Raw genomic sequence first — 13,652 nt, 5'->3', positions numbered from 1 at the left:
CGATACGGACCGGCCTACGGAGCCAGGAGGTCGATGCAGTCCCCCTTTTTGACCCTGCCGCCTCGGACCACCCGGCCGAATACGCCCTCCTTGGGCATGATGCAATACCCCACCTGCTCGCGGATGGCGCACCCCTTGTGGCAGGTCTTGCCGATCTGGGTGATTTCAAGCAGCGCCTCGCCCACGGCCACGCGCATGCCCGGGGCGAGCTCGGACGCGGCCAGGCCCGTGGTGGTGATATTCTCGGCGAAATCGCCCGCTCTGAGCGTGGCCAGAGACTTTTTCATGTCCTCTATGCGCTCAAAGGCGAGCAGGCTGACCTGCCGGCCGCTGCCGCCGTGGGCGTCGTGCTCCACTCCGTAGTCCTCGATCAAAGTGATGACCGCCACCTCGTGCTTTTTCTCGCCCTTGCGCTCACTGACGTTGACCGCTCGTACAATGCCCATGCTCTTGCCTCCTCGGCTTTATTCTATACTTTTGAGGTATAGATTTATCCTCCAGCCCGAAAATGGCAAGCCCGGATTGTATTCCCCGCAATTGTGCACCGGTCCGGTTGCACATTGTTGCGCCCCTCGTCCATCTGGGCTAGGGTGCGCCAGTTTCCCCCTCCCATATCCGGAAACCGGCAATACCCATGAAAATCCGCATTCTTCTTTCGACACTGTTTGTTCTGGTCCTGACCCTGTCCGCACAGGCGCAGGACACCGACTATCTTTCCATGATGGCCCAGGAGTCCGAGATCAAGGCCATCGCCACCGTGGCCAATGTCCTGGTCATGGCCAACAACGCCGACGGCACCCTCAAGAACGTGACCTTCAAGACCGTCTACGCGGTCACGCCCTATGTGCCCCAGACCTTCGTCGGCGGCTGCAAGACCCTGGAAAGCCGCTGGCAGAAACGGGCCGAGGGCATGGTCTACTTCAATCCCAAGCCGGGCCAGAAGGTCTTCGTCACCGTGACCACCAACGGCGGGGCCATCACCAGCCTCACGCCCATAAACGCCGAGTTGGACCACGTGGTCCGCAACGAGCCCTACCGGCTGCATTACAGCCACGGCAAGGCTTCCATCCAACCCCGCGACTGATCCGCGCGATTTTTTCGCCCTCTCTCCGCTTACACCACTTGACTTGGTCGAACGCTTGGTTATATTGCCAAGTGTAGCCACGGAGGAATGATGATGCAGGAAATCGTGCCGGTCGAGCGGTTCGAGGCGCGGGCCAAGGTGGTCAAGGCCATGGCCCACCCGTCGAGATTGATAATGATCGACGAACTGTCGCGCGGCGAGCGTTGCGTCTGCGAACTGCGCGAGCTGGTCGGCGCGGACCTGTCCACCGTGTCCAAGCACCTGGCCGTGCTAAAAAAAGCGGGCATCGTCGAGGACGAGCGGCGCGGCAAGCAGATCTACTACCGCCTCCGCGTGCCCTGCGTGATCAACTTCTTCCACTGCATCGAGTCCGTACTCGATGCCAAGGGAAAGTGAAGAGGCAGAACTGCCGCCCGCTGGGGCGTTGCCGGGTGATTTCGTCTCCGGCGGGGAGGGGTCGTCCCCTTCCACCCCATACGGCCCTTTCGGGGTGGGTTTGCCTATTTTTTTGGAATAACACTTGGCGAAACAGCCAATCGAGGTAATCATGTCCGAACGGAACGACATCTCCTGCGCCTGCGGAGCGGGCGCGCCCAAGGCAGACAAAAACGGCGCCGGATTGGGCCGCATCCTGCTCCTGCAAGTCCTGGCCGTGGCCGCATGGTATGTCCTGTACCTGCAACTGCTGCCCTTCGCCAACTGGTTCGCCTACGGGCTGCTCGGGCTTGATCCGGCCAGCCATTTCGGGGCCGCCGTGCAGTTTTTCGTCTACGACACGCCCAAGGTGCTCATGCTCCTCTTGCTGGTGGTCTACGGCGTGGGCATCCTGCGTTCCTTCGTGACCGTCAACTGGACGCGCTCCTTCCTGGCCGGAAAGCGGGAATCGGCGGGCAACGTCATGGCCGCCCTGCTCGGTGTGGTCACCCCCTTCTGTTCCTGTTCGGCCGTGCCCTTGTTCATCGGGTTCATGACCGCAGGCATTCCGCTCGGCGTGACCTTCTCCTTCCTCATCGCCGCGCCCATGGTCAACGAGATCGCCCTGGTCCTGCTCTATGGTCTGCTCGGTTGGAAAATCGCGGCCCTGTATTTCGCCACCGGCATCACCATCGCCGTGGTCGCGGGCTGGGTCATGGGCCGCATGCGCCTGGAACCCTATGTCGAGGACTGGGTCCGCGAAATCCGCGCGGGCGAGGCCGCGGACGAACCGCGCATGACCTGGAAGGCCCGCTTCGCCTACGCGCTGGATTCCGTGCGTGACATCGTGGGCCGGGTCTGGAAATTCGTGGTCCTGGGCATCGCGGCCGGCGCGGCCATCCACGGCTACGTGCCCGAGGGCCAGTTGGCCGTGATCATGGGCGGCGACGCATGGTGGTCCGTACCGCTGTCCGTGCTGCTCGGCATCCCCATGTACACCAACGCGGCGGGCGTCATCCCCGTGGTCGAGGCCCTGCTCGGCAAGGGCGCGGCGCTCGGCACCACCCTGGCCTTCATGATGTCCGTCATCGCCCTGTCCTTCCCGGAGATGGTCATCCTGCGCAAGGTCCTCAAGCCCCGGCTCATCGCGGCCTTCATCCTGGTCGTGGGCTGCGGCATTCTCCTCGTCGGATATCTTTTCAACGCCGTCATCTAACCAATATCACAGGAGTATAGCATGAAGATTCTGGTCATGGGCCCCGGCTGCCCCAAGTGTGAACAGACCGAAAAGACCGTGCGCGACGCCGTCGCCGAAGCGGGCATCGCCGCCGACATTGAAAAGGTCAAGGATTTCCAGGAAATCGCCAAGTACGGCATTTTTTCCACCCCGGCCGTGGTCATCGACGGCGAGGTCAAGGTCGTGGGTAGGGCTCCGTCCAAGAAAGACGTCCTCGACTGGCTGAAGTAACCGGATACGCAAGGAGAAGCTACACCATGTCCAATTGCGCTTGTTCCTGCCAGGCGGCCCCGAAATTCGTGTTTTCCTGCTCCGGCGCGGCCGACGTCGGCGAAGTGGCGGACCAGGCCGCACGCGCCGTTTCGCGTGAAGGCGCGGCCAAGATGTTCTGCCTGGCCGGCATCGGCGGCAAGGTCTCCGGCATCGTCAAATCCACCGAAGCTGCGGAGAAGGTGGTGGCCATCGACGGCTGCCCCCTGAACTGCGCACGCAAGACCCTGGAGGAAGCGGGCTTCACGGGCTTTGAACATATCCAGCTCGACGCCCTGGGACTCAAGAAAGGCGAATCCCCGGCCACTCCGGAAAACATCCAAACCGTGATGCGGGCTGTCACCGAAGCGTTTTCGAAATAGCCCGCCCCCTGCGGCACACGCCGCAGGGGGCTTTTCCGTGGTCGATGCCAAATCTGTTCCGTCGGGTCGCCGCCCTTCTCCCCGATGGGGTCCGGGGCGGTCCACNGGCACACGCCGCAGGGGGCTTTTCCGTGGTCGATGCCAAATCTGTTCCGTCGGGTCGCCGCCCTTCTCCCCGATGGGGTCCGGGGCGGTCCACCGGCCTGTTCGGACGTCATAATCACGCCAGCCGAAGCGGACGAAACCCAGGTCCCGGTCGTGCAGGCCGCCCGCGAAGCCGAGGGGCAGGCGCAAATTCGGATTGGTGTCCTCAATGATGGAATTTAATACTGAATTCGCAAATCCTCATCATAACATTTGCCAACCTTAGGCTCATAGTTGGGTCTAATAACAATCAATGTCCGCCCCTTATACCCTTCCATAAAGGAAAAGGGTTCAACCACTTCAAGCGACAGCATCAATTCTTGAGAAGCTCCTGGAAACGGTAAGTCGAACACCATCAAGGGGCGTATGGAGTTATGGTCGTCACCCGACCATCCATGTCCAACGACCGGGTGTGTAACGCCACTAGCGAGTATTTTCCCATCGGATATGAATTTGTAGCTCAGCCGACCTGCTCCTGTCTTTCTGGAGTTAGCCAACTCCCTTCCAGGGACAGCAACCCCCACAGCATAGCATGTTTTGTATTCATACGTTAGCGGGACGGCTATCCGTTCTCCTTTTTCAAGGACATCAAAAGGCACCTCCACAATACTTTCGTAGAAAGAGCTGTCAAACATCGATCGAAACCATATGGAATTATAGTAGTACGCACATCCAACCGCGACTATTAAAACAATTGTTATTTTTTTCACTCCACTTCCTTGATAAAGGCTGAAATGCATAGCCTTTCAGCCTTGTAATCACCTATCGCATTTTATCTCCGCGCTTCAATAGTTCATATCGCTTGCAAAGCCTATCGGCATAATCCTGACAATTGTTCTTGTTTCCATCAATGCCACAAAGATTATACCTGCCTGAAGGGACACTTTTCTCTACCCGCCTCATCCGTTTATCATCATAATGTTTGTCGTCGAGTTTGTACTTGGCGATATCTTCCTTCTCCATCTTGCCATGCTTCCCAAGTCCGACGTTGTCACCTGTGCCGTCTTCATAAAATCCCTGTTCATGGGCAAGCTCCATGTTGTTCTTATCGTCCAGTCGTTTTGCCCCTTTCATCATCTCCCGGGCCAACGGGAATGTCACCGGGTTCAACATGCCGAGTGCGGTCGCTGCTTGCGCCGGGCCGAAATCCTTCAGGAATTCGCCGCCCGGCATGTCCAGTTCGCGCTTTCCGAACCGGAACAGCCCCGCCGGATCAACCCCGTTCACCGGGTCGTCCAGACAATACCCATACCAATCCGGGTCACCGCCCTTGTCCCCAATGGGGTCCGGGGCGGTCCATCGGCCTGTTCGGACGTCATAATCACGCCAGCCGAAGCGGACGAAACCCAGGTCCCGGTCGTGCAGGCCGCCCGCGAAGCCAAGGGGCAGGCGCAGGTTCGGATTGGTGTCCTCAATGATTCCGCCGAACGGGTCGTACAGAACCTCCTTTATCACGTTGTCTTCCATATCGGCAACCACGCGCAGGGAGCCGACCTGGTCGTAGAACAGCCCGGCCACGGTCCCGTCGTCGCAACGCACGGCGTAGGGCGTGCGCTCGCCGGCGCGGTAGGCGAACTCATAGGTGTGCCGTCCGTCGCGAAACGCGGCCAGTCTGGTGAAGTCGAGCTACCGGTAGGCCTCGACCAACTGCCCGTTCAGGTACTTGGCCGCGCGCCATCCGTCCTCGTCGTGGGCGAAGGTGAAGGCCCTGTCCCGGCCCTCTTCCTCGGCCTTGAGCAGCCGATAGTCCGGCGCGTACTCGTACAGGGTGTACACGCCCTTGTCCGACCAGATGGAGCGGAAGCCGCGCTCGTCATGGGAGTATTGCCCGGACCCGGCGCGCATCAGCCGGTTGTCCGGGGTATACTGATACTCGCGGTAGTTGGCCCCGGCCGTGGAGGGCAGATAGTCCCGCATCCGGCGGCCCTCGCGGTCGTACCAGCATTGGCAGATCAACCGCCCGTCCAGCTTGGCCTCGGCCAGTCGCCCGCCGTCGTCATACGCATAGGTCCAGGTGGACTTGCGTCCTTGGACGGTCTCGATTTTTTCCGCAATGCGCCCGTCCGGGGCACGCCTCAATTCAAGGGTATAAGGTATGCTCATGGTATCTCCGTTGGTTTCGTTCCCGAGGCCCGTCCCCGGCAATCCAAATCAGCATACCCCCGGTTTTCGCCAACACCCCGTTTTGTCGAAGAATGGCGCCCCAAAACGCCCGATAAGCATAAAAAAGCAGCTTGACCGGGAAGGAAGAATGCCTCCGGCGGCCAGGAGGGAAATTTTTGAAAAAGGTTTCCCCCTGGCCCCCCTTGCCAAACTTTTTGTGCGCCTGGGGCAGGGACGGACGAGAGCGAGAATCCTTCCCTCTTCCCTGGAGCGTCTTCGGGTGCGCCAGCACCCAAACAGCGGCTCTCCGCGCCCGCAAGCCGCCGCCCCCCTGTGCGCAAACGACAACAAAAAAGGGGGCGCTGCCTCAGCAGCGTCCCCTTTTTTGTTGTCGTTTGCGCGCCCTACAGAATGGGCAGGTACTTGTCCAGTTCGTATTCCGTGACCTGGGTGCGGTACTCGTCCCACTCGGCGATCTTGTTTTCGACCAGGGCGGTGTGCAGGTGGTCGCCCAGGACCTCCTTCATGAAGGTGGACCGTTGCAGGTTCAGGGCCGCCTCGTACAGGGAACCAGGCAACGCCTTGATCTTGTTGCGCTTGAGCTGGCGGTCGTTCATGGCGAAGATGTCCTCTTCAACCGGATCGGCCAGGGTGTAATTCTCCTCGATGCCCTTGAGGCCCGAGGCGAGCTGCACCGCGAAGCACAGGTACGGGTTGGCCGCCGGGTCCGGGCAACGCAGTTCCATGCGGGTGGCGTTCTCCTTGCCGGGCTTGTACATGGGCACGCGGACCAGGGCCGAACGGTTGCGCCGCGCCCAGGCCATGTACACGGGGGCCTCGTAGCCGGGCACGAGTCGCTTGTAGGAATTGACCCACTGGTTGGTCACGCAGACGAACTCGGGGGCGTGTTTGAGGATGCCCGCGATGTAGGCCTTGCCCTCGCTGGACAGGTGATACTCGTCGTTGGCGTCGTAGAAAACGTTGCGGCCGTTCTTGAAGAGCGACTGGTGGACGTGCATGCCGGAGCCGTTCTCACCGAAGATGGGCTTGGGCATGAAGGTGGCGTAGCAGCCGAACTTGCGGGCGGTCTCCTTGACCACCACACGGTAGGTCATGGCCGTGTCGGCCATTTTCATGCCTTCCTGGTAGCGCAGGTCGATCTCGTGCTGGGACGGAGCGACCTCATGGTGGGAATACTCCACCTGGATGCCCATGGCGTCCAGGGCGAAGATGATGTCGCGGCGGATGTTGTTGCCGAGATCGAGCGGCGGGGCGTCGAAGTAGCCGCCCGCGTCCAGGGTCTCGGTGTCCTGATCATCGGCGAAGAGGAAAAATTCAAGCTCGGGGCCCACGTAGAAGGTGTAGCCCTTCTCGGCGGCCTGGGCCATGACCTTCTTGAGCACGTAGCGGGAGTCGGCCTCGAACGGGGTGCCGTCCGGGTTGACCACGTCGCAGAACATGCGGGCCACGGGTTTTTCGGCGGGACGCCAGGAGCAGATCTGGAAGGTGGTCGGGTCGGGCATGGCCACCATGTCGGATTCGTCGATGCGGCAGAAGCCGAGGATGGACGAACCGTCGAAGCCCATGCCTTCCTCAAAGGACGCTTCCAGCTCGTTGGGGGTGATCTGGAAGCTCTTCAGGGTGCCGAGGATGTCCACGAACCAGTATTGGATGAAGCTGACCTCATAGTCCTTGACCGCCTTCATCACATCGTCCGCGTTCTTGCAGTTGAAAACAGGGATACTCATGAAAACTCCTCCGGTTTGGATGTTGGAGCAACGGGCCGCCTGCCTCTGGGGCGCGGCCTCGGGCCGAAACGGCCATGCCGGTGCTTGTGCGCGATAATATGCCTAGATGTCTACCCGCTTTCCAGGGGCGGTATCAACAGAAATGTCCCGAAATTTGCGCGCGCGAAACTGCAACAAACACCAGTGGGCAGACGGCTCGCGCGGGATGGGGCAACCCGCCTTTCCCGAGTGGACCCGGGGCCGGACGGCCTTAATGGAGCTCGATCCAGTCCTTGAGGCCGTATTTGATCAGCAGGTGGTTGAGCTGGCCGGTATTGCGCAGAGTATACAATCCCTGATCCAAGATGTCGGCCAGCAGCCGGGATCTGGCCATGTTGGCGGGCGACAGGCCGAAAAACAGTTCGCGGGCATCCGCCTCGCTGCACCCGGCCAGAAAGATGCGCCCCCCGAGGTCCGCCTGATCGACATAGTAGTCCACCACGGCCCGACTGCCGGGGATGGCCTGGACCCGCCCCTCGGCGAGCATGGCCAGCATGCGCACGAAGGCGTCCTGGCCGTGCAGGGCGTGGAACCGTTCGGGATGGAGCTTGATAGCGTCCGAAAACCACTGGGGATAATTATGGCCCTGGACGTATCCGGTGACCCGGCCCACCAGGGACTCCGGACCGGAAAATTGCCAGTCGCCGTCCGCGGTGAAGAAGCACAGTTCGCTACGGCCCAGGGAAGTCCGGGGATAGACGAAGTCCGGCAACTCGTCCGGGTTCACGCCTATGAGGATATCGGCCCGGCCCGAACGCACGTCGCGTACCGCCCGCTTCCACGGCACCTGGCGGTATTCCACGGCGACCCCACGACGCTTGAACACGGCGCGCAGGACCTCCACGGCATAGCCCTCCCGATCCGAACCCGGTGTACCGTTGTAGGGCATCCAGCCGTCCGAGACCACGACCACACGTTCCTGGGCCAGGGCCGGGCAGACGGTGAAGGCCAGGACCAGCAGGCACCAGACCAGAGACCGGACCGGGTTACGGGCCGGGAAAGGCGGCTGGGCATCCATAAACGGCATGACTTCCGGTCGGCCGAATACGGCGAAGGCCCCGAGGGGCTACTTCACCACCAGCACGGGCTTGGACGTGGTCTGAAGGACCTTGTGGGTGACCGAGCCGAGGAACAACCCCTCCAGGTCGGACTTGCCCTTGGAGCCCATGATGATCAGGTCGCACTTCTCGTTGTCGGCGACGCTGCCGATGACCTCGGCCACGTCGCCACCGACGACCAGTTCCTGGAAGTCCACCTTGGCGTTGGCCAGCTTGGTCCGATAATGGGTCATGATCTCCTCGGCGTTCCTGTTCAGGTATTCGAGCAGTTCGCCCGCATTGGGCTGGCCCAGCGCGGTGGGCACGGTCCGGCGCACGGTCAACAGAATGACGGTCCCTTCGCTTCCGGCCAGATCAATGGCCATGTCGGCCGCCGCATCGGACAGCCTGGACCCGTCAACAGGGAGAAGAATTCGAGAGATATTCATACGCCCACTCCTTGGTATTTCGTATTCAAAACCCGCCTTTCAAGCAGGAACGTACTTTGAACGTACACCATGGAGCGAGGTGCTGCCAACCCGATTGTAGGATCAATCGGCAGTAATCATGCCCATAAAGGCGAGGAGCGCCCGATCCCGCATCCCGGGGGCGGCCCGGTCGAGCACTTCGGTCCCGGTCCCGGGCCCGAGCACGCCGAGCTCGCGGAAGAAGCTCTCGACCCCGGTCGAACGGAAGCAGACGGCATCGCAGGACTTGAACGCGGCCCGGAACATGGGCTTGGCCAGACCGGCCAGCAGCCGTCCTGTGAGCCCGGTTCCCTCAAAAGCGAAGCCCGGCCCGTCCACCAGGGCGAAGACCTTCTTTTCCTCACCCACCCAGGCCATGCGCGCGGCCAGGGAGCCATAGACCACCGGCTTGGACCCCACGGACAGGATCAGGCCGGGTCGGACGCGGTACAGGACCTGCTTGAGATGCAGCAGCGTGCCCATATCCCCGACAGGAGCCAGGCTGCGCGGTGCGAGCGGATACATGGCGTATTCCACATCGAGGGCCTCGAACCCGGCCGCCGTGTCCGGCCCGCTGCCCGGGGCCAGCGCGTTGACCGCATGCCCCATGCCCGCCAGGGACGACAGCAGCGACCCGTATTCGGCAAGCAGGATTTCGGCGCTTTCGTGGATAATGGCGATCTTCATGGCGGCGTTCGACGATTTTTCGGTCTTCGGAGGAACGGACGCCTACCAGACGGCGTCGGCCAGGGTGCCGTGCATCTCGTAGGGAAAGACCGTCCGGCCCACGGTCATGTCGCCCTTAAGGTCGAACCGCGTGCGGAAGAGATTGTCCGGGTCGATGACCGCCACGCCCGTGGACTTGTAATTCAAGGGCAGACGCATGGAAAAGTCGCGCACGGCCATGTGCTCATTCTCGATCTCGGCGGTGAAGGCCAGGTCCTCGACGACCTTTTCCCCGGGCAGGATTAATTGGGACGAACGCACGTCCACCCAGCCGTTCTTGGGCAGCCGCGCCCCGTCGGGCAAGAACAGGCTTCCCGAGGCATGCAGCTCGCCCTTGAGGTCGCTGTCGCCCAGCAGGTAGGTCAGGTTCATGTCGCCCTCGAAGTCGAACACCCCGTTGGAAAAAAGCTCCAGGCGACATTGCGGGCCGCCCGTGTCCAGCCGGACCGTGGCCAAGGGGGCGAAGCCCATGGTCACGTAGGCATGCTTGAAGTGCAGCCGTCCCGGCGTTTGCGCCACGGAGATCTTGAGGTCGTTCAACCGGAAGCCCAGAGGCCCGTCGCGGTCGATGGAACTCCAGGCCAGCCCAGCGCCGACCAGGTTCTCATCCAGCCGGGTCAGGGCCGAAGCCCATATCTTGTTCCACGGCGTGAACAGGACCACGCCGATGGCCAGGCCGAAGGTCATCAGCACCAGCCGGGCCAGGATGCGGCCGGACAGGGACGAGGGCTTGGAACGGGAGCCCACGGCCTACCTCGCCAGTACGAGGTGCACGTCCGCCAGGCGGGGCTCCTCGGGGTTGCGGGTCAGGACGAACTCCGGAGCCTGGAGGCTGGCCCGGTCGCGCACGTCCTGGAGAAAATCCGTGAGCATGATCAGGGTCAGTCCGCCCAGGGTGATCTGCACGCCTTCCTGGTCCCCGGCCACAAGCGTGGGATGCATGGAGCGCACGTAGTCGTTCAGGGACCGATCGTCCAGGACGCGCCGGACCGCTTCCTCGGGCGAAAGCTGGACCAGATCTCCCTGGCCTGCCCGCAGGGTGGCTATATCCCGCACCAGGGGCACCACCATGCCGTATTGCGCCTTCTGAGCCTCGATCTGCTGGATCAGCACGCCGGTGAACAGGTACGCGCCCACGAAGACCGCAAAGGCCAGCCCGGCCGCACCAAGCAGGACGTACTTGAACAGCCGCTGCTGCGAGGCGGGCGGCCAGCCGCTCCATGGATAGGTCATATGCTTGCGGGCCATGCTACTTCGGCTCCACGCTCAGGCTGAAGGACATGCCTCCGCCCAGTTCGTCGATCTTGTACACCGAAAAGAGATACCGGTCGTCGTCGGACAGCTTCCCCATGTATCGCATGAATTCGGCCTCGTCACCGTTGAAATGGCCGCGCACCCGCCCTTGGGTTCCGGACAGGCTGACCCCGTCCACGCGCAAGTCCTCGCTCGCATACCGGCTCAGGGCCGCCAGCACGCTCAACGGGTCCAGGCCGATGCGCTTGGACGCCAGCAACTTGCCGTGCTCGAATTGCAGCCGTCCGAAAGGCGAACCGCCGATATCCGGGCCGAGCACCGAGCGATAGAGTTTTTCGGTTTCCGCGCGGATGGTCTGAAGCTGCCGGTAATGCAGATAATAGCGCACCCCTTGGCCGCCCAGGAACAGGCCGCCGATGACCAGCACCCAGACCAGGTTCCGCAAAAACCGTCTGGAGGCCTTGCCGGACCGGAACTTCGGCGGGCCGCTCCCGGCGGACCGCCCCGTGCCGGACGCGGCGGGCTTAGTGGATGTATTGGCTGTGCTGGATGTCGTCATACCTGACCCGAATGATTACGCCAAAGTCGGGAACCGGGCAAGACGGCCGCCGGTTCGCCGGGAAAACGCGCCGGACAATCGCCGCGCTCAAGCCGCACAAACGTCGCCGAGCCCTGACCGGAATCGGCAGGGAAAGCCCGGCTACAGCGCAGCAGCGGCCTTTTCCACGGACTCCCGAAAGCCCTCGCGCGCGGCCAGAATCTTTCCAGCCAGCGTCTCATCGTGCAGAGCCAAGATCTGAGCCGCCAGCCAGGCCGCGTTCTTGGCGCCGACCTTGTCGAGCGCCAGGGTAGCCACCGGGAAGCCCGGGGGCATTTGCAGGGTGGCCAGCAACGCGTCCATGCCGCCCAAAGGCGACGCGGTCAGCGGCACGCCCAGAACCGGCTTGGTGGTCTGCGCGGCCACCGCGCCCGCCAGGTGCGCGGCCAGACCGGCCGCACAGATGAACACCTGAGCCCCGTCCGCCTCGTACTCCCTGACCAGCCGCGCCGTGCGTTCCGGCGTGCGGTGGGCCGACGAAACCGTGAACACGTGGTCCACGCCCAACTCCTTGAGCAGGTCGGAACACGGACGCATCTTCTCCTCGTCCGAAGCCGACCCCATGAAAATCACAACCTGCGGCATCGTATAACTCCTCCCCGTCCCCGGACCCCCATCTTCTTCTCCCTGAACTTTTCGGGTCGCTTCGCAAGGAGAGGGCCGGAAGGCGTCTTGTTAAACAAAAGAATTAAGAGGCTTTCGCCCTGCGCCCCTTCGACGGGCATCCACCCCGCCCCCCTCTCCGGCGCCTAAAAATTCGGGAGGGGAGCCCAGGGAGGACTTCTTTCGAAGAAATCTCCCTGGTTGCCGAAGGTACATTATTTCGCGCGCTTCAGGCCCTTGTCGGCGATGTCGCGGCGGTAGTAGCTGTTGTCGAAATGGATCTTGTCCACGGCTTCGTAGGCCTTTTTCCGGGCCGCGGCCAGGTCGTCGCCCAGCGCGGTGACGCAGAGCACGCGGCCGCCGGTGGTCAGTATCTTGCCGTCTTCGAGCTTGGTGCCCGCCTGGAAGACCTTGACCCCTTCCATGGCGTCGGCCTCGTCGATGCCGGTGATCTCCATGCCTTTGGGATAGGGACCGGGATAGCCCCCGGCGGCCATGACCACGCCGCAAGCGGTCTGCGGGGAGGACTTGACCTCGATCTGGTCCAGCTTGCCGTCGATGCAGGCGAACATGATCTCCAGGAGATCGGTTTCCAGACGCATGAGCAGGGGCTGGCATTCGGGGTCGCCGAAGCGGACGTTGTATTCGAGCACGCTGGGGCCGTTTTCGGTGTACATGAGCCCGGCATAGAGCACGCCCTTGAACGGCTCGCCCTTGGCGGCCAGGTGGCGCAAAATGGGTTTGATGCACAGCTCGGCGGTCTCGGCGTATTTTTCCTTGGGCAGGATCGGGGCCGGGGAATAGGCGCCCATGCCGCCGGTATTGGGACCGGTGTCGCCTTCGAAGGCCGCCTTGTGGTCCTGGCTGGACGGAAGCATGGCGTAGTTGACGCCGTCGCAGAAGCACAGGAACGAGGCCTCTTCGCCGCTCAGGGTTTCCTCCACGACGACACGGTCCCCGGCCGAGCCGAAGACCTTTTTGACCATCATCTGCTCCACGGCATCAAGGGCCTCTTCTTCAGTGGCGGCCACGACCACCCCCTTGCCTGCGGCCAGGCCGTCGGCCTTGACCACGAGGGGCGCGCCCCGCTCCTTGATGAAGGCCACGGCGTCCGCGTACTCGTCGAACACGCGGAAGGGAGCCGTGGGAACGCCCGCCTCGGCCATGACGTTCTTGGAAAAGGCCTTGGAGCCTTCAAGATTGGCGGCAAACGCGTTGGGCCCGAAGCAGGGAATGCCTTCCTGCCGGAGCGCGTTCTCCAGGCCGAGTACCAGCGGCAGCTCGGGGCCGGCGACCACCAAATCCACCTCGCGGTCCCTGGCCAGGGCGACCAGGCTCGGAATGTCGTCGTCCTTGACCGGAATATTCTTGCCCACCCGGGCCGTGCCGCCGTTGCCCGGCGCGCACAGGATGGTTTCCACCTTCGGGTTCTGGGCGAGTTTCCAGCACAGGGCGTGCTCCCGGCCTCCGGAACCGACAACAAGTATCTTCATTGTTCCCCTCCAATCTGTTTTCGGGATGTACACGGTGTAAGGAAATTCACGCCTTTTTTCAAGGACAATGGAC

18 protein-coding genes and 1 pseudogene are annotated in these 13,652 nt (G+C 62.3%); 5 read left to right on the top strand and 14 right to left on the bottom strand.

Annotation, left to right across the window (positions count from 1 at the left end):
- Nucleotides 1-14: 14 nt before the first annotated feature.
- Nucleotides 15-446, bottom strand: coding sequence for an MOSC domain-containing protein (locus J0909_RS14185; RefSeq protein WP_207263816.1), 432 nt, complete (start codon nt 444-446; stop codon nt 15-17).
- 188 nt (nt 447-634) lie between these two features.
- On the opposite strand from J0909_RS14185, the gene J0909_RS14180 reads away from it, so the two are divergent.
- The 5 genes from J0909_RS14180 (at nt 635) to J0909_RS14160 (ending at nt 3,367) form a co-directional block, all read left to right on the top strand.
- Complete coding sequence (locus tag J0909_RS14180; protein WP_207263814.1) at nt 635-1,084, top strand: hypothetical protein; 450 nt, start codon at nt 635-637, stop codon at nt 1,082-1,084.
- A gap of 93 nt (nt 1,085-1,177) precedes the next feature.
- On the top strand, nt 1,178-1,480 hold the full coding sequence (locus J0909_RS14175; protein WP_207263850.1) for an ArsR/SmtB family transcription factor: 303 nt from the start codon (nt 1,178-1,180) through the stop codon (nt 1,478-1,480).
- A gap of 151 nt (nt 1,481-1,631) precedes the next feature.
- A complete protein-coding gene (locus J0909_RS14170) occupies nt 1,632-2,714 on the top strand; it encodes a permease (protein WP_207263811.1) in 1,083 nt (360 codons plus the stop codon).
- A 21-nt stretch (nt 2,715-2,735) separates the two neighbouring features.
- Nucleotides 2,736-2,966 carry a thioredoxin family protein gene (locus tag J0909_RS14165; protein WP_207263810.1) on the top strand — a complete coding sequence of 77 codons (231 nt, stop codon included), beginning with the start codon at nt 2,736-2,738 and terminating at the stop codon, nt 2,964-2,966.
- Between the two features lie 26 nt (nt 2,967-2,992).
- Entirely contained in the window at nt 2,993-3,367 is a 375-nt protein-coding gene (locus tag J0909_RS14160; protein WP_207263808.1) for a putative zinc-binding protein, read from the top strand.
- 174 nt (nt 3,368-3,541) lie between these two features.
- Here the strand turns inward: J0909_RS14160 and J0909_RS14155 are convergent.
- From J0909_RS14155 to purD, 13 genes and pseudogenes are all read right to left on the bottom strand, one after another.
- Nucleotides 3,542-3,682 (bottom strand): annotated as a pseudogene (locus J0909_RS14155) (RHS repeat-associated core domain-containing protein); the annotation flags it as partial.
- An 8-nt stretch (nt 3,683-3,690) separates the two neighbouring features.
- Nucleotides 3,691-4,221, bottom strand: a complete 531-nt coding sequence (locus J0909_RS14150) for a hypothetical protein (RefSeq protein ID WP_207263806.1) — start codon at nt 4,219-4,221, stop codon at nt 3,691-3,693.
- A gap of 52 nt (nt 4,222-4,273) precedes the next feature.
- Nucleotides 4,274-5,029 carry an RHS repeat domain-containing protein gene (locus tag J0909_RS18440; RefSeq protein WP_353616779.1) on the bottom strand — a complete coding sequence of 252 codons (756 nt, stop codon included), beginning with the start codon at nt 5,027-5,029 and terminating at the stop codon, nt 4,274-4,276.
- A gap of 108 nt (nt 5,030-5,137) precedes the next feature.
- A complete protein-coding gene (locus tag J0909_RS18435) occupies nt 5,138-5,614 on the bottom strand; it encodes a hypothetical protein (RefSeq protein WP_286182037.1) in 477 nt (158 codons plus the stop codon).
- A 404-nt stretch (nt 5,615-6,018) separates the two neighbouring features.
- Nucleotides 6,019-7,362: a glutamine synthetase family protein gene (locus tag J0909_RS14140; RefSeq protein ID WP_207263804.1), complete on the bottom strand. Its 1,344-nt coding sequence runs from the start codon at nt 7,360-7,362 to the stop codon at nt 6,019-6,021.
- A gap of 250 nt (nt 7,363-7,612) precedes the next feature.
- Nucleotides 7,613-8,428, bottom strand: coding sequence for a substrate-binding periplasmic protein (locus J0909_RS14135; protein ID WP_207263802.1), 816 nt, complete (start codon nt 8,426-8,428; stop codon nt 7,613-7,615).
- Between the two features lie 39 nt (nt 8,429-8,467).
- On the bottom strand, nt 8,468-8,887 hold the full coding sequence (locus tag J0909_RS14130) for a universal stress protein (RefSeq protein ID WP_207263800.1): 420 nt from the start codon (nt 8,885-8,887) through the stop codon (nt 8,468-8,470).
- Nucleotides 8,888-8,989: 102 nt separating this feature from the next.
- Nucleotides 8,990-9,592, bottom strand: a complete 603-nt coding sequence (locus J0909_RS14125) for a glycosyltransferase family protein (protein WP_207263799.1) — start codon at nt 9,590-9,592, stop codon at nt 8,990-8,992.
- A gap of 42 nt (nt 9,593-9,634) precedes the next feature.
- Nucleotides 9,635-10,378, bottom strand: a complete 744-nt coding sequence (locus J0909_RS14120) for a hypothetical protein (protein ID WP_207263798.1) — start codon at nt 10,376-10,378, stop codon at nt 9,635-9,637.
- Between the two features lie 3 nt (nt 10,379-10,381).
- A complete protein-coding gene (locus tag J0909_RS14115; protein WP_207263797.1) occupies nt 10,382-10,879 on the bottom strand; it encodes a hypothetical protein in 498 nt (165 codons plus the stop codon).
- 1 nt (nt 10,880) lies between these two features.
- Nucleotides 10,881-11,444, bottom strand: coding sequence for a hypothetical protein (locus J0909_RS14110; RefSeq protein WP_207263796.1), 564 nt, complete (start codon nt 11,442-11,444; stop codon nt 10,881-10,883).
- Nucleotides 11,445-11,585: 141 nt separating this feature from the next.
- Nucleotides 11,586-12,068, bottom strand: a complete 483-nt coding sequence (gene purE, locus J0909_RS14105; protein WP_207263795.1) for a 5-(carboxyamino)imidazole ribonucleotide mutase — start codon at nt 12,066-12,068, stop codon at nt 11,586-11,588.
- A gap of 233 nt (nt 12,069-12,301) precedes the next feature.
- A complete protein-coding gene (purD, locus tag J0909_RS14100) occupies nt 12,302-13,579 on the bottom strand; it encodes a phosphoribosylamine--glycine ligase (RefSeq protein WP_207263794.1) in 1,278 nt (425 codons plus the stop codon).
- Between the last annotated feature and the right edge of the window lie 73 nt (nt 13,580-13,652).

Source organism: Desulfovibrio sp. Huiquan2017 (assembly GCF_017351175.1).
Classification (GTDB): domain Bacteria; phylum Desulfobacterota; class Desulfovibrionia; order Desulfovibrionales; family Desulfovibrionaceae; genus Pseudodesulfovibrio.
The sequence above is the reverse complement of the archived record's forward strand: the minus strand, read 5'-3'. Positions and strand labels throughout refer to the sequence as shown.